The sequence below is a fragment of the Pseudofrankia inefficax genome (assembly GCF_000166135.1).
GTDB classification, from domain to species: Bacteria; Actinomycetota; Actinomycetes; order Frankiales; family Frankiaceae; genus Pseudofrankia; species Pseudofrankia inefficax.
Genome location: NC_014666.1, coordinates 6379741 through 6402604 on the forward strand (window position 1 = coordinate 6379741; position 22864 = coordinate 6402604).

Consider the following 22864-nt stretch of genomic DNA (forward strand, 5'->3'; position numbering starts at 1 on the left):
GGTGACCTCTGCCGTAAAGGACGATGCCCGGGCCGACACGGCCCGGGCATCGTCGCGCCTCTCGCGCCTACGTGGCGTCCCTGGCTTCGACCCGACCAGAGCGCGGCTCGCGGCCTCCCGGCTGGGCGGGACGCCGCTGGTCGCGTTCTGGCTGCTCATCGTCGCGATCCTCGTCCTGCCGATCGTCCTGTTCCTGTTGAACGCCTTCCTGCCGCGGCTGTTCGGCCAGGGGCAGGCGTGGTTCACCCTGGCCGGTTTCCGCGCCGCGTTCACCGGCGTCCTGCTGCGCGGAACGCTCGACTCCCTGCTCGTCGGCGTGACCAGCGCGGTGGTCGCGACCGGGGCCGGATTCGCGGTCGCCTGGCTGACGGGGCGTACCGACGTGCCGGGCCGTCGGCTGTGGCCGGGGGCGATGTTCGTGCTGCTGCTCGCCCCGAGCTACCTGATCGCGCTCGGCTGGGAACGGCTGCTGGAGCCGGCGGGTGTGCTCGACCTGTTCGGCGTTCCCGACGCGACGGCGCGACGGCTGCTGTACGGGCCGGTCGGGGTGATCGTCGTGCTGACCGTCAAGGGCGTGCCGTTCGCGTACCTGGCGATCTCGGCGGCGCTGCGCGGGCTGGGCGAGGAGTTCGAGGCGGCGGTCCGGGTGCACGGCGGGGGCCGGGGCGCCGCGTTGCGGGTCGTCGTCGCGCTGCTCGCCCCGGCGGTCTGGTCCGCGCTGGCGATCGTGTTCGCCGAGTCGGTCAGCGACTTCGGCGTCGCGGCGACGCTCGCCAACGACGCCCACTTCCCAGTCGCGACGTACACCCTCTACAACGCCGTCGACGCGTTCCCGGTGCGGTTCGCCGTCGCGGCGGCCGTCGGCTGGGTGCTGCTGGGCCTCGCGGGGATCGCGCTGGCCGCCCAGTCGCTGGCCCTGCGCGGCCGCAGCTACCAGGTGCTCGGCGGCCGCAGCCGACCGGCGCGCCGGCACGTGCTGTCGCCGCCGGCGAAGGCGGGCGCCGTGGCCTTCCTCGCCGCCGTCGTCATCGTCGGGCTGGGCGTACCAGCCTTCGGCGCCGTGTCGGCCTCACTGATCAACGGGCTCGGCTCGCTGGTCGGTGGCCACGGCTTCACTCTCGCCAACTACGACCGCGTGTTGCGGGACGCCGACATGCGCGCGTCCCTGGCCTTCTCGGCCAGGCTCGCCGCGATCACGGCGACCGCGGCGACCGCGCTCGGCCTGGTCACCGCCCGGCTGCTTACCCAGCGAGGGAGCAAGGTCGGTGCGCGCGTCCTGGACATGGTGCTGCTCACCGCCGTAGCGCTGCCCGGGATCGTGTTCGCCGCCGGCTACATCTTCACCTACAACCTGCCGTGGGTGGCCCACGCGGGCATCCACCTGTACCAGACGACGACGCTGCTGGTCCTCGCCTACGTCGCCACGGCGCTGCCGCCGGTGTCCCGCGTGCTGGTCGGCGCGGTCGGCCAGGTGCAGGACTCCCTGCGGTCCGCCAGCCGGGTCCACGGCTCGGGCGCGCTGGGCTCGTGGCTGCGGGTGGTCCTGCCGCTGCTGGCCCGGCCGTTGGTCACCGCGTGGCTGCTGACGTTCGCCGCGACGCTGCTGGAGTTGCCTGTCTCGCAGCTGCTCTACCCGCCGAACCATCCTCCGGTCGCGGTCGGCATCGAGAAGGCGCTGGCCAACTACGACTTCGGCGGTGGCACGGCGATGGAGGTCATCGCGATCGGTCTCGCGCTGGCCGTCGTCGCGGTGGCCTGGGGCCTGTACCGGCTGCTGTCCCCCGCCGGCTGGCGCCGCGTCGGAACCACCCGATGAGCGTGGCCCTCGACCGCGACCGCCACCCCATCCGAGCGGAAGGAAACCTCGTGACGGCTACCGCCGCATCCGACGCTCCTTCGAGCCGCGGCCATCGGCTGCGGGTCGCTGGAGCGGTCAAACGCTACGGCCAGGTCACCGCGCTGCGCGACGTCGGGCTGGACATCGCCGCCGGCCGGTTCCTCGTCCTGCTCGGCCCGTCCGGCTCCGGCAAGTCGACGCTCGCCCGGCTGCTCGCCGGTGTCGAGAAGCTCACCGACGGCACCATCCGCCTGGGCGACGCCCTGGTCGCCGACGGCCGCAGCCACCTTCCGCCCGAGCGGCGGGACCTGGCGATGGTCTTCCAGGACTACGCGCTGTGGCCGCATCTGACCGCCGCAGGCAACGTCGGCTACGCGCTGCGCCGCCGCAGGCTGCCGACAGCCGAGGCCCGCCGCCGGACCCACGCCGCGCTGGAGCGAGTGGGCCTCGGCGCGCACGCCGACCGCTACCCGCATGAGCTCTCGGGTGGTGAGCAGCAGCGGGTCGCGCTCGCCCGCGCCGTCGTCGCCGAGCCGGGCCTGCTCCTGTTCGACGAGCCGCTCTCCAACCTGGACGCCGACCTGCGCGAACGGCTGCGGGTCGAGATCGCCACGCTGACCCGTGAGTGCGGCGCGACCGCTGTCTACATCACCCATGACCAGTCCGAGGCGTTCGCGCTGGCCGACGAGATCGCGGTTCTCGACCGCGGCCGGCTCGTCCAGCTGGCCACCCCCGAGACGGTCTACCGGCGACCGGCGACGCCGTTCGTCGCCCGCTTCACCGGCCTCGCCGGCGAGCTGCCCGGCAGCCTCGCCACCGCCCGCGACGAGATCGCGACCGTTCGCGTCGCGGGACGCACCGTCACGGGCCGCCTGGCCGGCGACGCCAGGCCCGACGAAGCCGTCAGTCTCCTGGTCCGTCCGGCCGCCACCCACCTGCTCCCGGCGAGGCCCGGCGACGGGGACACCGCTGGCGACGGGCTACCCGGCACGGTCCTCGACCTCGCCTACCGCGGCCGCGGCTACGACCATGTGATCGTCACTCCCGCCGGCACGCTCACGTCCGTCTTCGACCAGCACCCGCATGCCCGCGGGACCGCCGTCACGGTGTCGCTCGACCCGGACGGTTGCTTCGTGTTCCCGGTCAGGCCTGAACCGGCCGGCCTGGTCAGCGTGCCGGATCTGCGCTCGCCGCCGCCCGGCGCGAGTTCGAGCCCGCTGCGCATCCCAGCGTGATCCGTCCTGGCGAGCGGCGGACGTCGACCCGGTCGTCCTGATCTTCGGACCAACCGACCACCTCGCCTACCTTCAATCGTTCGCTGCCAGATCTAACAGCCGTTAGACTTGCGACGAATTGATCGGGCGCCCGCCGAAGGACGCCCGCACACGATGCGTCGAAGGGCGACGGCGTCCCAGTCCAGGCATCGTGGTCCGAGTGAGCCTGTCCCCACCGGGGCAGCTAGGAGGTCACATGACCACCGCATCGCTGTTCATTGCCGTGTTTCTCGCCTGCGCGGTGGAGGCCGTCGAGGCGACGACGATCGTGCTGGCCGCCGGTACCGCCCGCGACCGGCGTTCGACGGTTCAGGGCCTGTTCTGCGCCCTGATCGTTCTCGCCGTGGTCGTCGCCGCGCTCGGACCCGCTCTCACCGCCGTGCCGCTGGGGGCGCTGCGCGTCGTCGTCGGCACCCTGCTGCTGATCTTCGGCCTGCAGTGGCTGCGCAAGGCGATCCTGCGCGCGAGCGGGCACAAGGCGCTGCACGACGAGAACGCGCTCTACGAAGAGCAACTGGCCGAGGCCCGGCTGGCCGCGGCGACGAGCCGTGGCGTGGTCCGCGACTGGTACGCCTTCACCCTGTCGTTCAAAGGTGTCCTGTTGGAGGGCCTGGAGGTCGCGTTCATCGCGGTCACCTTCGGCTCCAACCAGCACGACATCCCGACGGCCGCGATCGCGGCCGTCGCCGCCGTTGTCGTCGTCGCGGGGGCTGGGCTCGCGGTGCGAGCGCCACTGGCCCGGGTGCCCGAGAACACCATGAAGTTCGTCGTCGGCGTGATGCTGACCGGCTTCGGCACCTTCTGGGCCGCCGAGGGCGCCGGCGGCCGCTGGCCCGGCTCCGACGCGGCCCTCCTGATCCTCGTGCCGGCCATCGGCCTGTTCGCGCTCGGCCTCGTCGCCGTCCTGCGCCGACACCCGGCTTCGCCGGCCCTGAGCGCCGCCGCGCCCGCCACGAAAGCGAGCTGACCGATGACCGCGAAGATCCGCGCGTTCTTTGCCTTCTGGTACGACTTCATCGTCGGTGACGACTGGCGCGTCGCCCTCGGGGTCGCGCTCGGAGTCGCCGCCACCGGTGCGATCCACACCGCCATCCCGGCCTGGTGGCTGCTCCCACTCGCGGTGGCCGTCCTGCTCCCGTTCACCCTCTGGCGAGCGAGCCGGTCGCACTGACTCGCCGGGTGGTCGGTCCCGACAGGGCCTGCCAGCAATGCAACAGCGCCCTGCGAAACCACTGGTCAACGGCCCGAAATCGAGTTCGGGCGCGGCTACGTGAAGAAGGACGGAATACGGATCTTCCCGATGTCGATCTTCCAGTCCTTGGCCGGACCTGGTGGTCCGGGAGGCCCAGCCGGCCCGGTAGGTCCAACGGGTCCGGCAGGTCCGGCGGGCCCCTCGGGTCCGGCAGGTCCGGCGGGCCCACTGGGTCCTGCGGGTCCAGCAGGTCCTACCGGTCCTGCGGGCCCAGCGGGTCCGGCAGGACCAGCCGGACCGGGCGGCCCAGCGGGTCCGGTGCCGGAGTGCAGGGGGATCGAGGTGATCGAGGGCTTCGAGGTCACCGTGGAGCCCGAATTTGGCGTCGCGCTCGCGGTCGCCACGTTCTCGACCTTCCCCGCGTCGACGTCCGCCTGCGTGGTCACGTAGTTCGCCGTGCAGATCGTCGTCACGGCGACGGCGAGAGTCGTCACCGGGCAGTCGACGGCCGACAGGCCGGGCATCGGGTCGTTGACCACGAGCTTGCTGAGTGTGACCGGGCCGCCGTTGGTGATGATGTAGAGGTAGGTCAGCCGCTCACCCGCCGCGGTGAAGGACGTCGCGTTGACGGTCTTCACCAGCGACAGGACCGACACCGACAACGTCGTGATCGCCGGCTCGGAGACGGCCGACAGACCGGACGGTGGCGTGCCCGCCGCCCACGCGCTGTTGCTGAGGGTGCCCTTGTCGACGTCGGCCTGTGTCGTCACGTAGCTGGCGGTGCAGCCCATCGACTGGTTCGCGGCGAGGGCCGTCGCGTCGCAGCGCAGCGGCGACACACCCGCCAGCGCGTCGTACACGAACACGTTGGTCAGCGGCTGGCTGCTGGTGTTCGTCGCACGGTAGGTGTAGTCGATCTGCTCGCCCGGCCCGGTGAAGGACCTCTGGGCCGTGGACTTCGTCAGCGAGATCGTCGCTGGCACCAGCGTCGCGGTCGTCCGGAAGGGCGTCGAGGTCACCGGTGGCCCGGAGGCGCCCTGGCCGGTCGCCACCGCGAGGCTGTACACCGAGCCCCGGGCGAGGTCCTGAGCGTCCGTGGTGTGCTGGGCGGTGCAGATCATCGACACACCAGGCGGCAGTGGTGGACCGCTCGGGCATGACACCGGAGTCGTGTGCAGCGCCTCGGTGAGCCTCACATCCAGCGGGACATCGCCGGTGTTCGTCACCAGGTACGAGTAGCTCAGCGACTGGTTCACGGCGGAGAAGGTGGTCGGCTGCACCTGCGCCACCAGGGCGATGCCTGGACTGGGCTGTCGCGCGGGTGGGCCCGGCGTCGTCGTGGCCGCCGCGGCGGAGACCACCGGCGGAGCGCCGGGCACCGATCCGTAGGCGAACGCGACGTTGTTGACCTGGCCGGCGTTCGCGGCGGCGTCGCCGGTGACGTAGGAGGCGGTGCAGGTCATCGCCGCTCCGGCGGCCAGCGTCGTCGCCGGGCAGGTGACCGGGCTCAGCCCAGGCAGGCCGTCCAGGATGCCGATGTTGGACAGCCCGACCACGCCGGTGTTCGTCACCAGGTACGAGTAGCTCAGCGTCTGGCCCGTGCCGGTGAACGTGGCTGGCGCGACGGACTTGGCCAGGGAGAGCGCGCCAGTGGCGGGCGGGACGGGCGGGCCACCGGTGCTCGGCGTGGCGGTGGCCGACGGCGGCGACGCGACCAGCACGCCCGCGGGGTCGAACCCGACGAAGTAGGCGACGTTCGCGAGGAAACCGGCGTTGACGTCGGCCTGGGTCGATACGGCCGAGAGACTGCAGGAGGTGCGTTGGCCCGCCGGCAGTGTCTGCGCGCAGCTCACCGGTCCAGAAGTTGATCGGGACGACACGAGTCGCACCCCGGTCAGGGTGACGTTTCCGCTGTTGAACGCGCTGTAGGTGATTTCGACCCGCTGGCCAGCCGCGCTGAAGCTACCGGCAAAAAGCGGGGTCAGCTGAAGGCTCGGCTTCTGAACGGCGGCCACGGAGGCCGTCGCCGGTGCCGAGGTCACCCACTGGCCGCCCGGGAGCCGGCCGCTGGCGACGGCGCTGACGTAGATCGCTCCTCGGTCGAAGTCCGCGGGAGTCGAGGTTGTCTGCAGGGCGCAGGTCATCGACTGACCGGGCGCGAGTACCTGCGCCGGGCAGGTGGCCGCGGGGCCGGGCCGGCTCGTCTCCAGGATGGAGACCTCGCTCAGCGGCGCGGCGCCGGTGTTGGTCACGACGAAGGTGAAGCTCAGTGGAGTGCCGCTGGCGCTGAAAGAGGGCTGATCCGCCGAGCCAGTGATGCTGAGCGAGCCGGGCAGCGCGGTGGACGTGAGGCTGTGCGCCGGGTCGGAGGTCACCGGAGGGCCGGACGGCGGCGTGCCGTTCGCGACCGCGGTGTTCACGACCCGTCCGCGGTCGACGTCCGCCTGGGTCGTCACGTAGGTGGCGGCGCAGGTGGTGGTCGCCCCCGGGACCAGTTCCGCGGCCGTGCAGGTCACCGGCGACACGCCCGCGAGCGCGTCGTGGACGACGACGTTCGTGAGCGGGGTGTCGCCGCTGTTCGTCACCAGGTAGGAGAAGTCGAGCGTCTGCCCGGCGCCGGAGAACGAGCCCGGGGCCGCGGAGGTGGCGACCGTGATCGCGGGAGTCAGCGTCGCCGCGGCGAGTGGGAGTCTGCCGGAAGCGGACGGATCGCCGGCAGCGGGCCTCGCGACGGCCATCGCCGGCGCCGCCGTCGCAGTCAACACGGTCAGCGCGACCACGGCCGCGACGAGCCAGGCCATTGGGCCCGCGGATCCGGCTGATGCGAGCAGCCGCTCGCGGCGCCCCGCTGGACGTCTCGACATGCTCGCTCCTCGGCGTGGCCACCCGCCGAGACCCGAGACTCTGGCGGGCCGGCGGCAGACGTTGATGGACCGGCACAGCGCGGTCCCACGTCCCAGCCAGGTCCGGGACGCCCGGCGAGGATTACACAGAGTGATCGAAGATCGGCGGAGCTCGTACGCGGCGAGTCGGGTCTCGGGCCGAGCCCTCGGAAGCGGCGGCTGACGTCCGCCACACCCGTGCGCGGACGCGGACCGAGCCGCGGAGATCGGCGCGCTACGGCGATTTCGTCGCGACGACGACCGTCAGCACCTGGGAGCGCGATCTCCGCAACCTTTTCGCCCTGGGCTGGCCGAGCAGGAAGTTCGCGGGCCGCAGGGTGAATTCCGGGGCCCTCGACAGCGCGTAGACCCTACGGTCGGTCAATCCGTGGCCGCAGCCGTGCCTTCAGCCGGCCGTGATCGGCTTCGATCAGTTGTTCGCGTACCGGGCGTCCACGTGATGGGCAGCGGGCAGCTGCTCGTCGAGGACCCGTGGGTAGGCCGCGGCCCGGTCGGTGGTCACCTCGACCGGCCGGGCTGTGGCGGCACGGCCGGGCCACGTCGATCAGCAACGGCGTGAACCGTGCCACCCACCTGTAGACACTGACGTGATCGACCACGATGCCGCGCTCGGCCAGCAGCTCCTCCACGTCTCGGTAGGACAGGCCGAAGCGCAGGTACCACCCGACTGCCAGCACGATCACTTCCGCAGGGAACCGGAACCCCGCGAACTCGGAGGCCGGAACCACGGGACGGACACGCCGACGATGCACCGGCCGATCATGCCCGAGCGGCTAGCCGGATCACGGCGCCCCGCCAACACAACAGGGCCACCTCCGACCGCGACCCATACACATCAGAACGATCTTCGCAACCGTACGCACAGGCATGGCGACGGTACGCAGGTTCGCACCTTGCCTGGATTGGCGCGCCCGGCAGGGATCGAACCTGCGACCCAGTGCTTAGAAGGCACTCGCTCTATCCGCTGAGCTACGGGCGCTCATGTTCCATTGTGCGGCCTCGTGTTCGCCACACCGTGGGACGAGACGGCCCGCGTCCGCGCCAGTCCGGAATGTCGGATCGCCCGGGGCGATCCACGGTGGCTGGCGGGAGTCGGAGAGCGCTCAGAACAGGTGCTTCCGGCGTCCTCCTGCGGGCCGCGCCCATGATGCCCGGACAGAGGCCCCGGCGCCACAGGCTAAAGGTCCCGACGCGCGACCCCGCTTGACCTGAGTTCGATCACTCTAGCGGTGCCGTCGTCTGTCCCGGGACCGGGCGCGCTCGGAGCGCCCGGTCCCGGACAGGCGGACCACAGCCGAGTCACCAGCCGCCGAGGCTGGCCTGGCTAGGTCAGCGGCCGGCGGCCTCGAGGGTCTCGAACTCCTCGTCGGTGAGCGTGATCTCCGCGGCGGCGACGTTCTCCTCGAGGTGGGAGACCGACTTGGTGCCCGGGATCGGAAGCATCACCGGCGAGCGGCGCAGCAGCCAGGCAAGCGCGAGCTGCGCCGGCGTCGCGCCGTGTGAGGAGGACGCCGCGTCGAGCGGGCCGCCTGGGCGGGCGAGAGAGCCGGTGCCGACCGGGAACCACGGGATGAAGCCCAGGCCCTCGCGCTCCGCGTACTCCAGCACGTCCTCGGAGGCACGGTCCGCGAGGTTGTACCGGTTCTGCACGCTGACGACGTCGACGATCGACCGGGCCTGCTCCAGCTGGTCGACGGTGACCTCGGACAGGCCGATGTGGCGGATCTTGCCCTCTTCCTGCAGCTTCTTCAGCTCGCCCAGCGACTCCTCGACCGGGGTGCGCGGATCGATCCGGTGGAGCTGGAACAGGTCGATCCGCTCCACCTTCAGCCGCCGCAGCGACATCTCGACCTCCTGGCGGAGGTACGCGCCGCGGGCGAGCGGAACCCAGACCGACGGCCCGGTCCGGAGGAGGCCGGCCTTCGTCGCGATCACCAGGTCTTCCGGGTACGGGTGCAGCGCCTTGGCGATCAGTTCCTCGCTGACGTACGGACCGTAGGAGTCCGCCGTGTCGATGAAGTTGACGCCAAGCTCGACAGACCGCCGCAGCACCTGGACCGCGCCGTCCGGGTCCGCGGGCGGCCCCCACACCCCCGGCCCCGTGATCTGCATCGCGCCGTAGCCAAGCCGGTTCACGGTCAGGTCGCCGCCGAGCCGGAAGGTCCCGCTGGCGATGGCCGACGGCTGTGACGTGCTCGTCGCACTCGACATGTTCGTCCCCTCACTGGTCAGACAGGGCTCGCACTCCGCCGGGTCCCCGCCCCGGCCCGTGCGGGCGCGGCGTCGCGCAGGCCCACGCCGCGGGGGCTACGCCGACCACCGATCGCTGGCAACCGCGGCTCCGGGGTCAGTGTTCCCAGCTCGACCGGATCGTGCTCGCCGACCCGGCCGAGCTGTGGACAGATCGGCGTCGTCCACAGCCGGCACCGGCCCTCTTCCCTCGCCTTCCGCGAACAGCCACTCTGGCGGCGCGCCGGGGGCCCACGCTCCCCCGGCGCGACCACCCCTCGCGCACCAGTCCCCAGCGAACCCCGTGTCCCGGGAGGTCGGCATGCTCGACGCGAACATCACCCTGGTCGGCAACCTCATCGACAACCCCAACCTGAGGATCACCCCGACGGGCGCCTACGTGTGCTCGTTCCGGATCGCCTCGACGGCCCGCCGGTACGACCGCGCGCAGGACCGTTGGATCGACAGCGCCCCGCTGTTCATCGACATCATCTGCTGGCGCCGGCTCGCCGAGCACGTCGCCGCCAGCCTCGGCAAGGGCGACCGCGCGCTGGTGTCCGGCCGGCTCCAGCAGAACGAGTTCCAGACCCTCCAGGGCGAGCGACGCCGTCGTTACGAGATCTACGCGGAGGCGGTCGGCCTGGAGCTCACCTGGCATCCGGCCCGGATCAACCGCGCCGTCCGTGGCGACGGGACCATGACGGTCCAGACCGGCCGGGCGGACGCCACCCCGGCGCCCGGTGGCCCGCCGGACGCCGTCACCCAGGACAGCTCGGCCGAGCTCGCGGACGTGTCCTGGGCCGACGGGGACATTGCGGCGGAGGTCGACGACGGGCTCCCGTCGGTCCCCGACCTCGACGAGGCGGCCGGGGAGGTCGCCGCTGGCTGGGCGGCCGTCGGCGAGGACGACCAGCCATGACGGGCACGCTCCTGACGGCCGGCGCCCGACCCATCCGTGGGTCGGCGCGCCGGCCGCCAGGCCTCGGAGTTGGCGCCCGCCAGCGCTCCGATGGCGAGAAACCACCGTCGGCCCAGCCTCGCCCGGCGCAGGGGCTGTCCGCCTGGGCGGATACGCTCACGCTGGTGGAGAGCGTGCGGGATGACCGGGAAGGGCAGGCCGCGGCGGCCGCCGTCCCGGGGCAGATCGTGACTCTGCCCGCCGAACGAGACGGCGAGGCAGCCGAGCCCGCCATCGACGACGCCGTCGACGGTCCCCGCGGCGCCGCCGTCGAGCAGACCCCGGACACTCCTCCGAGTCCTGCCGGCCGACGGCGACTCGTGGCCATCATCGGCGGCCGGGTGCGAGCCGTGAGCCCGACCGGCTGGTACGTCGCGGCTTTGGCCGTGGTCGCGGCCGGGATCGCGCTGCTGGTCAAGTACCTGCTGTTCCCGCACCTGTCGATCAACAACGACGAGGCCCTGTACCGCCTGCAGGCGCAGACGTTGGCCTCCGGGCACCTGTTCCCGCGGGCCGGAACGCCGGCCGGGTCGTTCGCGCCCTGGCTAGCCAAGGGCGTGCACGGCCACTACGTCCTCAAGTACACCCCCTTCGTACCAGCGCTTTTCGCGCTCAGCCTGCTGGCGACCGGTGGCTTCGGCACCGGGCTCGCCGTGATGGCCGCGCTGGCCGTCGTGGTCACCTACCGGCTCGGGCTGGCGCTGTTCGACGATCGACGGGTGGCGGCGGTGGCCGCCACGCTGTTCACCACGTCACCGTTGGTCGTGCTGCTCGACGGCATGCTGCTCGCGTACCTGCCGGTCCTGGTGATGATCGAGCTGGCCGTTCTCGGCCTGCTGCGTGGCGTGGCCGCGGCCCGGGCACCGGCGACGCGGCGCGGCTGGCGGGACCGGCGCGGCTGGGCGCTGGTCGGCGCGGGGCTGGCGGCCGGCATCGCGGCCGCGGTACGGCCCTTCGACGTGCTGACCCTGCTGGCCCCGCTGGCGGTGTGGGCCGTCGTGACCGCCCGCGGCGGGCGATGGTGGCTGGCCGGCCGGGCGGGCATCGGCCTCGCGGTGCCGGCGGCGCTGTTGCTCGCCTTCGACGCGGCCGCGACCGGATCGCCCTTCCAGCTGCCGTTCACCTACCTCGAGTCCGAAGACAAGATGGGCTTCGGGGTACGCCGGCTCTACCCGACGGACCGGGCACACCACTTCACCCTGCTCGACGGCCTGTCGTCGGTCGGCCTGCACCTGTTCCTGCTGGGCGGGTGGGCCTGCGGCGGCGTGGTGCTGCTGGGCTGCGCGATCGGTGCGCTCGCCCGGCGCCGGATCGGCGGTGCCGGGGTCATGCTCGGCATCGGCGCGCTGGTCTTCCTGGCCGGATACGTCGCCTTCTGGGGCGCCTGGAACGCGGCCTTCCTGTGGGGCGGCATCCGTTTTCTGGGACCGTTCTACGTGCTGCCGGTGCTGGCCGTCCTGGTCCAGCTGGGCGCTCGGGGGCTGGTGGACCTCGCGGCCTGGCGGCCCAGGCTCGGCGGCGCGGCGGTCACCGTCATCGCGGGACTGACCTGCCTGGTCCTGGCGACCGCGGTCCCGGCCAACGCGACGCTGACCCGGCATGACCGCGACCTCGACCGGATCGTCGACGCGCTACCGGGCCGCGCGGTGATCTTCCTGTCGGTCGACCCGATCTATCTGATGCACCCGACCTCGCTGGCCGCCAACCCACCGGGCCTCGACGGGCGCATGTTGTGGGCGGTGACGCGCGGCGGCGGTCCCGACGAGGCGGTGCTCGCCAGATACGCCGGCCGGCCGGCGTATCTGTTGCGCATCCCGGCCGCGTACAACCGGACCCCGGACTCGCCAGCCGGCGCGCGGCTCGAACGCCTGGCCAACCAGGTCGGTGCCGAGGTGACGCTGGACGTGACCATCGACCCGTCGCGCGACCCGGCGAAGGCCGCCCGGCTGGTACTCACCACCGACGCCGGCGACGTCTCCTACCCGATCGACCCGACCCGGCCGGTCCACGCCCAGCTGGTCATCACCGCGCACGGAACGACGCTGCGCGGCCTGACGGCCTCGACCGGTCTGCGGGGCACGCCACGGTGGCTGCACCACAGGAAGGCGCCCGCCGCCAGCAAGGTCGGTACCCGCACGGTCGGGCTGGCCCTCTACACGACCCCCACCGCGTCCGGGAAGGAGCAGTGGGTCGACCGGGAACTGGCACCGACCGTCGTCGGCCGGGACGGCCAGGTCGCCGTCCTGGCCTCCACAGGTCAGGTCAGTGCCACGCCCGACCCGGCCGCCCCCCCGATCCATCTGGCCGCGGCACACTGACGAGCACGCTGACCGGCCCTGCCACGGCGATGCAGCTGGGATGACCCAGCTCTGCAACGGCGGTGCCGCTGGGGTGGCCGCGGCCACCTGGCCGCCCGGCCCGGTTCGGGCCCGGCGGACCGAGGGCGGCCGCGGCGAGGAAGAGCGGAGCTAGCCGAGAAGGGCTTCGAGGTCCGGGCGGATCTCGTCCGGGGTCACCGACGGCTCGTAGCGCCGGATGACCTCACCGTCGGTGCCGACGAGGAACTTGGTGAAGTTCCACTTGATCTGGTCCGTACCGATCCGATCCGGAAAGGTCGTCGAGATGAAGTCGTAGAAGCCGCCGAACTGCGGCCCGAAGTCGCCGGGGGCCTCGGCCCGCAGATAGCCGTACAGCGGCGCGGCGTCGGAGCCGTTCACGTCGACCTTGCTGAACACCGGGAAGGTGACGTCGTACGTGGTCCGGCAGAAGTCCTGGATCTCCGCGTCGGTGCCCGGCTCCTGCTCCAGGAACTGGTTGCAGGGGAAGCCGAGGATCTCCAGGCCCTTGCCCTGCAGGTCCTGGTACAGGGACTGGAGGCCCTCGTACTGCGGCGTGAGGCCGCACTTGCTGGCGACGTTGACGATGAGCAGGGCCTTGCCGGCGTAGTCGCCAAGCGAACGGGTTCCACCGTCGGCGGTGGCGACCGTGTAGTCGTAGACACTCATGATGCGGTCCGACACTCCCGAAAGGTCCGAATACTGACAGTCCTGACGTCCAACACGAAACGCCGACTTGCCTCTCGTCAATTCCCGCCGCGGAAGGCCATTTTTTCCAGCAGCGCCCGGCGGTCCGGTGGGACCGGGGTCGTCGAGCCCTCGACCCGGTGGACCAGGACCGCGTCGGCCAGCCCGAGGCACCGGCCGTCGCGGAACAGCCCGGCGTAGTAGATCACCGACGACCGACCGATCGGGCCGATGGCGACACCGACCTGGAAGGTGCCCGGGTAGTGCGCCTCGGCGAGGTAGTCGACCTTGGACTGGGCGACCAGGAAATGGAACGGTCCGGCCTTCGCCGAGCCGTGGAGGCTGAACAGGCCGAGCAGTTCGTTGTTGAACGTCGCCCGGGCGTCCTCGTAGTACGAGACGACCGCGACGTTGTTGATGTGGCCCAGGTTGTCCACGTCGGCGAACCGGGCGCGGATCTCATGCACCCACGGGTACCGCGCCAACTCCCTGCGTTCAGGGTCCGGCGTCATCCGCACCGGTGTCTCCACACCTGCTCCTCTGACTCGGAGGTTCGTCTGAACGAGTCAGACCGCGGCGGTGACCGCGGCGAGAAGCTCCGACCACAGCGCAGGCTCGGCGTCGTAGCCGCTGTAGAACGTCAGGCGCTCGTAGACCTTGCCGACCTTCGCGACGAGCTTCGGCCCGACCTCGGCGGGAGTGCCGACGACGGAGAACTCGTGCAGCATCTCGTCGGTGATCACGTCCGCCATGTCGTCCCAGCGGCCCTGCTTGGACAGCGTGTTGAGCTCGTCCTGGGCCTCGCCCCAGCCGTGCAGCTCGAGAACCTGGCGGTAGGCGGGCGTCGAGCCGTAGAAGGCGATCCGGGCCTTGGTGCCCTGGATGGCGGCGGCCAGTTCCTCCTCGGTGCGCCCGATGGTGACGAACGAGGGGCCGTTGATGACGAAGCCGTCCAGGCCGTCCTTGCCGGCCTTCGCCCGGCCGCGCAGCAGAGCGGGGACGGTCACCTGCTCCAGGTACCGCATGGTGGTGAACGGATGGACGAAGAAGCCGTCCGCGACCTCGCCCGCGACCTCGGTCATCTTCTCGCCCACGGCGGCGAGGAAGACCGGCGGCGGTCCATACTCGTGCGGCTCGGGGGTGAAGAACGGCGTCATCAGGGTGTGGGAGTAGAAGTCACCGCGGAAGTCGAGCTTGACGCCCTCGTGCCAGGTGGCCCAGATCGCCCTGGTGGCCAGGATGAGCTCCCGCATCCGGGCCGCGGGGGCTGACCAGGGCATCGAGAAGCGCCGCTCGATGTGCGGCTTGATCTGGGAGCCCAGGCCCAGGACGAACCGGCCTTCGGCGTAGCGGGCCAGGTCGTAGCTCGTCGAGGCGAGTGTCATCGGGGAGCGCGCGAACCCGATCGCGATGGCGGTGCCGATGGTGATCGACTCGGTGGCCATCGCGGCCTGCAGGCACTGCAGGAACGGGTCGTGCTTCGTCTCGGACGTCCAGCCCCCGGCGTAGCCGTCGCTCTCGATCTTCGCGGCCGCCGTCCGCGTGGCGCCGATGTCGTCGGACAGGCTCGCGTCGATCTTCATCCGGTTTCCTCCCACTGGCTGCCGTCTGAGCATGGCCCGCCGCCGAGAGCCAGGGGCGCCGGCCCGGCCTGACGGCGTGGTCCCGGCCCACGCTCCCGCCCGGCGGGCGGATGGGGCAACCGATCGGGTGCTCGGCCGTGGTGTGACATCCGCGACGCCCGCGCCACCGACGGGCTCGGGTCAGGAGTCGACGCAGGGCGACGCGAACCAGTCGCACGCGGCGCAGCACCCCGGAGAACGGGCCTCCGGGGCCGGCATGCCGCTGAGCGCACCGATGGAGGCCGAACGCGCCACTCCGACCGGGTAACGGCGAAGCGCGGTGTGTCGCGCCCGAACCGCCGAACGTTGACTACCTAGCGCAATCAATCGCTACTCTGCGTATACGGTCGCGGCGTTCAGGAGTAAGACGGGCCTACGGATGGCCAACCAGAGTCATCCGGCCCGGGACGAAGGGATGATCTGTGCCCCTGGGAGCCGCCGGCGAGCCGACCGAACCCACCTCTGCGCCGGTCTCGGCCGGCGGCCAGGTGGCCAGACGGGGGGGACCGCCGGTGCCTGCGGGGAGACACCGCCGCCGGGCCCGCGACCCGATCCTGGCCTGGCTGGGCGCCCCTGCCGCCGACGCGGCCGCCCCAGGCCCCGCCGCCCGCGCGGCGCGACGCCGGCCGCGGCCGGGGTCGCGACTGCGGCCACGCCTCACCAGCCTGGCCGTCCTGACCGTCGCGCTGGTGCTCGGCGCGGTCGTGACCCCGAACGCCGTCTACGCCGCCTCACCCGGGATCCCCGGTTCGGATGTGGACCCGAGCACCCTGCCCGGAGTCCTGCGCAGCGCGGCGCCGCCGCCGACGATGACCGGGATCAGCCAGGTCCCGATCCTGACGACCACCGCGCCGGCCACCGAGCCACTCGCCGACGCCGACCTCCAGCACACGATGATCCAGACCGGCGGGATCACCCCGCTCGCCGCCACCCAGTCGGCCGTCATCGAGGACACCAACGTCGGGGCCGGCGTCGGGCGGGTCAGCTACGGCGGGAACTGGACCGTCTGCGGCGGCTGCGTGCCGTCAAGCCCGAACCGTTCGTTCGAGTACTCGCTGGCCGCCGGTGACACCGCCACCGTCCAGTTCACCGGCACCCAGGTCAGGATCTACGGCGTCAAGGAGCGGGCCGGCGGCCTCGCCAGCGTGCAGGTCGACAACGGGGCGACCACCAACGTCGACACCTACGCCCCCAACTCCAGCAACGCGCTGCTCTACGACTCGGGAACGCTCCCGAACGGCGTCCACACGGCGGTCCTGACCAACCTCGGGCAGCGCAACGCCGCCTCGGCCGCGTTCGCCGTCTCGTTCGACCGCGCGGAGATCTTCACCGACCCGGGCTCGGGCAGCGGCGGGACCAACCCGCCGCCGACCGGAACCAAGACCACGATCGAGGACACCGCGATCGGCGCGGACAGCAACCAGGTTGTCTACAACGGGAACTGGACGCTGTGCGGCGGCTGCGTGCCGTCCACGCCGAACAGGTCCTTCCGCTACTCGCTGACCGCCGGCGCCACCACCACGATCCGCTGGACCGGGAACCGCATCCTGATCTACGGCGTGAAGGAGCAGGCCGGCGGGCTGGTGACCGTGAGCGTGGACGGCCGGGCGACCGCCACCGTCGACACCTACGCGCCCACCTCCAGCAACGCGCTGATCTACGACTCGGGCCAGCTGTCATTCGGTGACCACGTCGCGGTCGTGACGAACATCGGCCAGCGCAACTCCGCCTCCGCGGCCTTCGCGGTGTCGTTCGACCGCGCCGAGACCTACACCAGCGCGGACACGGGAGGCGGCGGCGGCACGGGCGGGGGCGGCACGGGCGGCGGCGGCACGGGCGGGGGCAACCGGTCCGGCCAGCCCTGGCTGTCCGGCGCGAACGGCGACCCGCTGATCACCCCGCAGGACGTCGACGGGTTCTGCTCGTTCCGCGGCAACCTGTGCGACATCGCGCAGGTCTACGTCGCGCGGGACAGCTGGTCCTCGATCGTCCAGCCGTCCTTCGCCGAGACGAACTTCAACGGCTGGCCGGGCAAGCTCGTCCTGACCGTGCCGCCGTTCCCGGAGGACCACACCTCCAACCTGGCCACCTGCGCGACCGGCGCCTACAACAGCTACTGGCAGCAGTTCGGCCGGACGCTCAACGCGACCGGGAGGCAGAACTCGATCGTCCGGCTGGCCTGGGAGGCCAACGGCGACTGGTACCCGTGGGCCGGCACGAACGCCTCCAACTACATCAACTGCTTCCGCCAGGTCGTCAACGCGATCCGCTCGACCGCGACCACCAGCCCGCTGTTCGACTGGACGATCAACGCCCACTACTCGCAGAACCCGCCGAGCCACGTCCCGACCGACCTCTACCCCGGCGACCAGTGGGTCGACATCGTGTCGATCGACGCCTACGACCACTTCCCGCCGTCGTTCACGCTCGACCAGTTCAACGACCAGGCCGAGGCCATGGGCGGCATCACCTGGCTGTACAACTTCGCCCGGGCCCACGGCAAGCTGTTCGGCGTCCCCGAATGGGGCGTGGCCTCCGGGTCGGGCGACGACGGCGGCGGCGACAACGCCAGCTACATCCAGTTCATGCGCGACTGGATGGTGGCGCGCGCCGGTCACGGCATGTACTACGAGTCGTACTTCAACAACTGCGAGATGGAGAACGTCGGCTCGAACCTCTTCCGGCCGGTCGGCGATCACTGCCTCTACCAGAACACCGCGGCGGCTACCCGCTACGCGCAGCTGTGGTGAGGTCGGTGACGGCGCGGTAGCACCGCGCCATCACCAGCAAGGCGTCGGCGCGCCGCTGGGCCGGGTTCCTGGCATCACCCGGCCCAGCGGCGACCCGCGCGGCCAGGCGCAACGCGTCCAGCAGCGTGCGGGCATCGTCGACGGGAACCGTCCCGCAGATCGTCACCCGGCCGTCCGGGCAGCCGGCGGCACCAGCCGGGACCGTCAGCAGTGACAGCGACCGGGCCCGCCGGGCGGCCTCGGCGTCACCCGCCACCCCGCGAGGGTCGACGTCGCGCAGCCACCGGTCGACGGCGGCGCGGACCTCGCCCGGGTCGGCCCGGCGGGCGAGCGCCGTGAGCTCCGCCTCGGCCGGCCCGGCCAGCGCGACCAGCCTGGGGGCCGACGCCGTCGGGATCGTCAGGGCCAGCACGTGGTCAAGCCCCACGTCCCCGCGCCGGAAGGCGTCGGCCAGCACCGGCAGGGCGGCCAGCGCCCGCGCCGCGACGAGCAGCGCGGCCGCGGCGGCCCACGTCAGCCGGGTCCGCTGGGCAAGCCAGCCGGCCGGTTGCGCGGCGTCGCCGTCGGACCGCGGCCCGGCGGCTCCCGCCCGGGCGCGCGAGCCGGCCGCGGCGCCGACCGCCCGCACCAGCGCCGCCTGCGCGGCCGCCACGACCCCGACCAGCTGGCCGATCAGCTCGGCGGCCGCCTCGGGCGGGAGTGCCGTGGGCTCGATCGCGGCCAGCGCGCGGCGCAGCGCGGCCAGGGAATCCCGCTCCTCCTGGTCCATGTCATCGTCCTTCGAGCCCCCGAAGGTCCGGACGGCCGGGCAGCCGCCAACGCGTCCGATCTCGAACGCCTGTTCGATAATAGGTCAGCCTGGGCGCCGCTTCAACCGGCCGTGCCACCGGGTGGCCGCTGCCGGTCGACGAGGACGTCGACGAGATGGTCCAGCTCGGCCGCCGGGTCGGCGGTGACGCCGGTGTGCACGGGCGACGTCTGCACCACGGTGCTGCGCGGCGCCGTGAGCCAGCGGAACCGCTCCCCCGGCGACATCACGCCGGCCGCGCCCGCCGCCGGACCGCCGACGCACACCTTGTGCAGCGCGTCCAGGTGGGTGCGCACGGCGCCGAGGTCGAGGAACGGGTCCAGCGCGGCGAGCCGGTCGCCGTCCAGGAGGCAGCGCAGCTCCAGGTAGCCGGCGCCCTGGCACCACAGCAGCACGCCGACGTTCATGCACTCGCCGCGCTCGACCCGCGGCACGACCCGCACCAGCGCGTACTCGAACAGCTCAGCCACGGCGGTCCTCCCGGGCCCGGGTGAGCGCCGGGCGCAGCCACGCCGGTGGGGCCCGGCGCTCGTCCGCGGCCGCGGCCTCCCGCCGGGCCGCGGCGACCGTCCCCGGGTGCACCGCCGTCATGGCCTCCAGCCAGGGCCGGTCCCCCGCGACCCGGGCGGTGAGCCAGTCGACGTACCGCCCCGGCTCGACGTCGAGCCAGCTCGCCTGGACCGCGGCCACCACCGGGGCCAGCAGGTCCGGGCCGACCAGCGGCGCGAGCGCGGCGTCGGCGGCCCGCAGCGCGCCGGCCGGGTCGTCGCCGAGCGCCGGCAGCAGCACGTGCTCCTCCCAGCGAGGCAGGACCCGCAGGTCGGGTTCCGGGGGCGGCCCGGGCGCGGGGTCCGGCCCGGCCGACCTGGCCACCCAGCCGTGGTGGGGGTACAGCGCGGCGCCATGGTCGATGAGCCACAGCCGGCCGCCCCAGACGAGCAGGTTCGGGTTGCGCCACGACCTGTCGACGTTCAGCGTCAACGCGTCCAGCCAGATCACCCGCGCGGCCAGCCCCGGGTCGACGGTGAACGCGAGCGGGTCGTAGGTGATCGAGCCGGGCAGGTAGTCGATCCCCAGGTTCGGGCCGGCGCTGGCCCGCAGCAGGTCCTGGATCTCCTGGTCGGGCTCGACCCGGCCGAGCACCGGGTCGACGTCGATGACGACGAGCTCGGGCACCGGGAGCCCGAGCGCGCGGCCCAGCTCGCCGACGACCACCTCGGCGACCAGCGCGCGCACGCCCTGCCCCGCGCCGCGGAACTTCACCACCCAGGTCCCGAGGTCGTCGGCCTCCATGATCCCGGGCAGGCTGCCGCCCTCTCGCAGCGGCGTGGCGTACCGGATCGCGCGGACCTCTCGCAGCACCACCTCTCGCCGCACCTCTGCCACCACCGCTCCGCCAGACCTGGGCCGACGCCGTTCCACCGGGCGCGCCAGCCAGGCGGGGGCGGGCCGTGCGGCGGGAACCCCGGGCGCAGGTCGCCCACCGAGATCCAGCGTGTTCGGCGTCGAAGATTACCCGGGGGGCAGGCCGGCCGCGATCCGCAGGGCCGGCAGGTCCCGGATCTTGATGCGCCGGTAGCCCCACTCGATGACCCCGTCCTGGCGCAGCGCGCGCAGCGCCTTGTGCACCGTCGGGTCCTTGGCGCCGACGAGGGCGGCGAGCTCCCCCTGGGTCAGCGGCATGCCCAGCGCCCGTAGCCCGCCGCCGTCGTCGACGCCGTAGGCGCGGTCCAGCTCGACGAGCACCCGGGCCACCCGGACGGCCACCGAACAGCCGGCGAACTCGACCCGCCGGCGGATGCTGAACCGGGTCTTCGCGACGATGCTGTGGCTGATCGCCGCCGCCGCGCTCGGGTCGGTGGCCAGATAGGCGGCGAACTCCTCCGCCCTGATCACCTTGGCCAGCACCTTGCCGACGGCGGTGACGGTCGCGGAGCGCGGCTGGGAGTCGATGCCCGCGAACTCGCCGACGACGTCACCCCCGTGCCGGACGGCGAGCAGCGCAACGCCCCCGTCCTCGGTCAGCGCCGTCACCTTCGTCCAGCCGCGCAGCAGCACCGCGACGAACGTCGTCGGGTCACCCTCCCGCATGATCGGTATTCCGGAGGTGAACTCCCGGAACCCGCCGAGGGCGAGCATGCCCGCCTGCGAGTCCGCCGGCAGCCGGCCGAGCAGCGTCTGCTCGGGCCAGCGCCGGGCGGACCCGGCCGACCACTGCGCGTGTGCGTCCTGCTCCCCCACGGTGCCCCCAGCCGCCGGCGCGGAGCACCCCGCCGCCGCGTCGCAGATGTCGGCGCCCGGCCTGCCCGTCGCGCCCACACAGTCCAGCCATAGTGACCTATTTCTGGAACTTGCACCGGCCGATCGGCCAGCCGGAGCGACGGATCACCCGCTCCAGCTGGCCCCTGCGCGCCTCTCCACGCCGGTCGGGGCACCGCCGGCCGGCGTCAGCCGGTCAGACGCGGTGCGGCATGAGGGCGTTGGCCGGGATCACCCCGAGCTTGCCCTTCTGGAAATCCTCGACGGCCTGCTCCAGCTCCTGGCGGGTGTTCATGACGAACGGGCCGTACTGCGCGACCGGCTCGCGGATCGGCTGGCCGCCCAGCAGCAGGACCTCCAGGTTCGGGGTGTGCGCGTCCTGGTGGGCGCTCGCCGCGAAGACCAGCCGGTCCCCGGCGCCGAGCACGGCCAGCTGACCGGTCTCGATGGGCGCGTCCTTCGGGCCGATGGTCCCGGCACCGGCGAGCACGTAGGCCAGCGCGTTGAACTCGGTGTTCCACGGGATGTCGACCCGGGCGCCGGGGCTGACGGTCACGTGCGCGAGCGTGATCGGGGTGTGGGTCGAGCCAGGGCCGCGGTGGCCACCGATCTCGCCGGCGATGATCCGCAGCAGCGCGCCGCCGTCCGCGGTGCTCACCAGGCCCGCCTGGCCGCCCTCCAGGTTCTGGTAGCGCGGCGGGGTGAACTTGTCCTTGGCCGGCAGGTTGACCCACAGCTGGATGCCGTGGAAGAGGCCGCCGCTCTCGACGAGCGCGGCCGGCGGCGTCTCGATGTGCAGGATGCCGGCGCCGGCGGTCATCCACTGGGTCGCGCCGTCGGTGATGATCCCGCCGCCGCCGTGCGAGTCCTGATGCTGGAAGGTGCCGTCGATCATGTAGGTGACCGTCTCGAAGCCCCGATGCGGGTGCCACGGCGTGCCCTTGGGCTCGCCGGGCGCGTACTCGACCTCGCCCATCTGGTCCATGTGGACGAACGGGTCGAGGTCGGCCTTGCTCACCCCGGCGAAGGCCCGCCGGACCGGGAAGCCCTCGCCCTCGTAGCCGAGAGGAGCAGTAACGATCTTCCGGACGGGGCGCGGGATGTCTCCGAGCCCCGGCCCGGCAAGCCGAGGCAACGAGACGGTGTCGGCGGTGACGGCGGGCATGGGACTTCCTCCTTGATTGCACGCGCAACTATCGACCACTGTAACGAAGGTCGGCCCCCCAAGCTTCCGCGTCCCCCGGGGGGCGTTTTCCAGCGAGACGGCCCGGTCCGGCCGATGTCACGGCCGGGGTCGGACGGGCACCGGGCCCGGCACGACGACCCCGGCCCGCGGGGCACGGTTCCCTCACTCCGAGTAGCGCCAGAGCACCACGGGACTACGCCGCGTATGGCCAATGCGAGTGATGACCCGGTCCGCGTCGCTCATGACACGCCGGGACTTTGGTAAACACCGTGTGACGATGGACACCGGATGCTCGACGGAACGCTACCTTCGGGGACGTGGATCGCCGATGCTCACGGCAAGAGCGGATCATCCAGGAACGCATCCTGGGCGTCAGCCGGCTACGTGGGCGCCAACGCCCCCGTGACAACCGCGGCGGCGCGCACCTCGCGTCCCGGCCGCCGGACCGTCGCCGGCCTCGCTGACCTGGCCCGCGGCCGTTCTGGTCGCGCCGGACGAAGCCCGCACGGGTTCGCCCGCGGCACGTTCGGGCCAGTCAGCCCGAGCGCCCGGCCACGCCCCGGAACGGGGCCGGGCCGGCTCGAAACCCTGTTGTCGCTCCGGCCGTTCCGCCCGGTACTATGGCGAAGCCCAGTCAGGACGGTCTTGCGCCGCCCCGCATCGGGCCGCCTTCACCGGTACTCCGGCGAGGCATGGTGGGTGTAGCTCAGCTGGTAGAGCACCGGGTTGTGGTCCCGGTGGCCGCGGGTTCAAGTCCCGTCACCCACCCCAGTTCAGCGGGCAACAGGCCGGCCGCGAGGAAGCCCTCGCGAGGCCGGCCACC

Annotated in this window: 17 protein-coding genes, 2 tRNA genes and 1 pseudogene; 8 read left to right on the forward strand and 12 right to left on the reverse strand. The window is 72.5% G+C overall.

Translation table 11 applies throughout. The features are described 5' to 3' along the window. Position 1: 1 nt before the first annotated feature. The 4 genes from FRAEUI1C_RS25750 (at position 2) to FRAEUI1C_RS25765 (ending at position 4282) form a co-directional block, all read left to right on the forward strand. The gene (locus tag FRAEUI1C_RS25750) at positions 2 to 1816 is read left to right on the forward strand and encodes an ABC transporter permease (protein ID WP_013426293.1); all 1815 of its coding nucleotides are present in this window, start codon (positions 2 to 4) and stop codon (positions 1814 to 1816) included. A gap of 50 nt (positions 1817 to 1866) precedes the next feature. Beyond that, entirely contained in the window at positions 1867 to 3072 is a 1206-nt protein-coding gene (locus FRAEUI1C_RS36675; protein WP_198318633.1) for an ABC transporter ATP-binding protein, read from the forward strand. A gap of 235 nt (positions 3073 to 3307) precedes the next feature. Continuing rightward, positions 3308 to 4078, forward strand: a complete 771-nt coding sequence (locus FRAEUI1C_RS25760; protein WP_013426295.1) for a COG4280 domain-containing protein — start codon at positions 3308 to 3310, stop codon at positions 4076 to 4078. A 3-nt stretch (positions 4079 to 4081) separates the two neighbouring features. Next, positions 4082 to 4282, forward strand: coding sequence for a hypothetical protein (locus tag FRAEUI1C_RS25765; RefSeq protein WP_013426296.1), 201 nt, complete (start codon positions 4082 to 4084; stop codon positions 4280 to 4282). Positions 4283 to 4377: 95 nt separating this feature from the next. Here FRAEUI1C_RS25765 and FRAEUI1C_RS25770 read toward each other — a convergent pair whose 3' ends face one another. The 4 genes and pseudogenes from FRAEUI1C_RS25770 to FRAEUI1C_RS25785 all read right to left on the reverse strand — a co-directional run bounded on the left by FRAEUI1C_RS25770 (position 4378) and on the right by FRAEUI1C_RS25785 (position 9417). Continuing rightward, entirely contained in the window at positions 4378 to 7167 is a 2790-nt protein-coding gene (locus FRAEUI1C_RS25770) for a CLIPPER-2 domain-containing protein (protein ID WP_013426297.1), read from the reverse strand. Between the two features lie 407 nt (positions 7168 to 7574). Next, positions 7575 to 7958, reverse strand: a pseudogene (locus FRAEUI1C_RS38630) (DDE-type integrase/transposase/recombinase); the annotation flags it as partial. 151 nt (positions 7959 to 8109) lie between these two features. After that, a tRNA-Arg gene (locus FRAEUI1C_RS25780) sits at positions 8110 to 8185 on the reverse strand. 350 nt (positions 8186 to 8535) lie between these two features. Next, entirely contained in the window at positions 8536 to 9417 is an 882-nt protein-coding gene (locus FRAEUI1C_RS25785; RefSeq protein WP_013426298.1) for an aldo/keto reductase, read from the reverse strand. Between the two features lie 340 nt (positions 9418 to 9757). Between FRAEUI1C_RS25785 and ssb the strand changes: the two genes are divergently transcribed. Continuing rightward, the gene (ssb, locus tag FRAEUI1C_RS39130; protein WP_013426299.1) at positions 9758 to 10354 is read left to right on the forward strand and encodes a single-stranded DNA-binding protein; all 597 of its coding nucleotides are present in this window, start codon (positions 9758 to 9760) and stop codon (positions 10352 to 10354) included. A gap of 164 nt (positions 10355 to 10518) precedes the next feature. Then, positions 10519 to 12711: a DUF7846 domain-containing protein gene (locus tag FRAEUI1C_RS25795; protein ID WP_232425124.1), complete on the forward strand. Its 2193-nt coding sequence runs from the start codon at positions 10519 to 10521 to the stop codon at positions 12709 to 12711. Between the two features lie 150 nt (positions 12712 to 12861). Here the strand turns inward: FRAEUI1C_RS25795 and FRAEUI1C_RS25800 are convergent, their stop codons facing one another. From FRAEUI1C_RS25800 to FRAEUI1C_RS25810, 3 genes are all read right to left on the reverse strand, one after another. Then, the gene (locus FRAEUI1C_RS25800) at positions 12862 to 13398 is read right to left on the reverse strand and encodes a glutathione peroxidase (RefSeq protein ID WP_013426301.1); all 537 of its coding nucleotides are present in this window, start codon (positions 13396 to 13398) and stop codon (positions 12862 to 12864) included. A gap of 77 nt (positions 13399 to 13475) precedes the next feature. Next, entirely contained in the window at positions 13476 to 13946 is a 471-nt protein-coding gene (locus FRAEUI1C_RS25805) for an acyl-CoA thioesterase (protein WP_013426302.1), read from the reverse strand. 36 nt (positions 13947 to 13982) lie between these two features. Further along, positions 13983 to 14999, reverse strand: a complete 1017-nt coding sequence (locus FRAEUI1C_RS25810) for an LLM class F420-dependent oxidoreductase (RefSeq protein WP_013426303.1) — start codon at positions 14997 to 14999, stop codon at positions 13983 to 13985. A gap of 551 nt (positions 15000 to 15550) precedes the next feature. Between FRAEUI1C_RS25810 and FRAEUI1C_RS25820 the strand changes: the two genes are divergently transcribed. Beyond that, the gene (locus FRAEUI1C_RS25820) at positions 15551 to 17788 is read left to right on the forward strand and encodes a glycoside hydrolase family 26 protein (protein WP_232425125.1); all 2238 of its coding nucleotides are present in this window, start codon (positions 15551 to 15553) and stop codon (positions 17786 to 17788) included. Here FRAEUI1C_RS25820 and FRAEUI1C_RS25825 read toward each other — a convergent pair. From FRAEUI1C_RS25825 to FRAEUI1C_RS25845, 5 genes are all read right to left on the reverse strand, one after another. Beyond that, positions 17763 to 18557, reverse strand: coding sequence for a DUF222 domain-containing protein (locus FRAEUI1C_RS25825; protein ID WP_013426305.1), 795 nt, complete (start codon positions 18555 to 18557; stop codon positions 17763 to 17765). The genes FRAEUI1C_RS25820 and FRAEUI1C_RS25825 overlap by 26 nt on opposite strands. A gap of 101 nt (positions 18558 to 18658) precedes the next feature. After that, positions 18659 to 19066 carry a DUF3037 domain-containing protein gene (locus FRAEUI1C_RS25830; RefSeq protein ID WP_013426306.1) on the reverse strand — a complete coding sequence of 136 codons (408 nt, stop codon included), beginning with the start codon at positions 19064 to 19066 and terminating at the stop codon, positions 18659 to 18661. After that, positions 19059 to 19982, reverse strand: coding sequence for a HipA family kinase (locus tag FRAEUI1C_RS25835; RefSeq protein ID WP_013426307.1), 924 nt, complete (start codon positions 19980 to 19982; stop codon positions 19059 to 19061). The genes FRAEUI1C_RS25830 and FRAEUI1C_RS25835 overlap by 8 nt, the downstream gene beginning before the upstream one ends. A gap of 126 nt (positions 19983 to 20108) precedes the next feature. After that, positions 20109 to 20837: a Crp/Fnr family transcriptional regulator gene (locus FRAEUI1C_RS25840; RefSeq protein WP_013426308.1), complete on the reverse strand. Its 729-nt coding sequence runs from the start codon at positions 20835 to 20837 to the stop codon at positions 20109 to 20111. Positions 20838 to 21051: 214 nt separating this feature from the next. After that, on the reverse strand, positions 21052 to 22020 hold the full coding sequence (locus tag FRAEUI1C_RS25845) for a pirin family protein (RefSeq protein WP_013426309.1): 969 nt from the start codon (positions 22018 to 22020) through the stop codon (positions 21052 to 21054). 716 nt (positions 22021 to 22736) lie between these two features. Here FRAEUI1C_RS25845 and FRAEUI1C_RS25850 point away from each other — a divergent pair. Beyond that, positions 22737 to 22812 (forward strand) — tRNA-His (locus tag FRAEUI1C_RS25850). The last annotated feature ends 52 nt before the right edge of the window (positions 22813 to 22864 follow it).

Bases quoted from the DNA above. Each gene is read 5' to 3' on its own strand.
- FRAEUI1C_RS25845 (WP_013426309.1), bottom strand. From the start codon at position 22,020: ATGCCCGCCGTCACCGCCGACACCGTCTCGTTGCCTCGGCTTGCCGGG.
- FRAEUI1C_RS25810 (WP_013426303.1), bottom strand. From the start codon at position 14,999: ATGAAGATCGACGCGAGCCTGTCCGACGACATCGGCGCCACGCGGACG.
- FRAEUI1C_RS25760 (WP_013426295.1), top strand. From the start codon at position 3,308: ATGACCACCGCATCGCTGTTCATTGCCGTGTTTCTCGCCTGCGCGGTG.
- FRAEUI1C_RS25765 (WP_013426296.1), top strand. From the start codon at position 4,082: ATGACCGCGAAGATCCGCGCGTTCTTTGCCTTCTGGTACGACTTCATC.
- FRAEUI1C_RS25770 (WP_013426297.1), bottom strand. From the start codon at position 7,167: ATGTCGAGACGTCCAGCGGGGCGCCGCGAGCGGCTGCTCGCATCAGCC.
- ssb (WP_013426299.1), top strand. From the start codon at position 9,758: ATGCTCGACGCGAACATCACCCTGGTCGGCAACCTCATCGACAACCCC.
- FRAEUI1C_RS25800 (WP_013426301.1), bottom strand. From the start codon at position 13,398: ATGAGTGTCTACGACTACACGGTCGCCACCGCCGACGGTGGAACCCGT.
- FRAEUI1C_RS25785 (WP_013426298.1), bottom strand. From the start codon at position 9,417: ATGTCGAGTGCGACGAGCACGTCACAGCCGTCGGCCATCGCCAGCGGG.
- FRAEUI1C_RS25825 (WP_013426305.1), bottom strand. From the start codon at position 18,557: ATGGACCAGGAGGAGCGGGATTCCCTGGCCGCGCTGCGCCGCGCGCTG.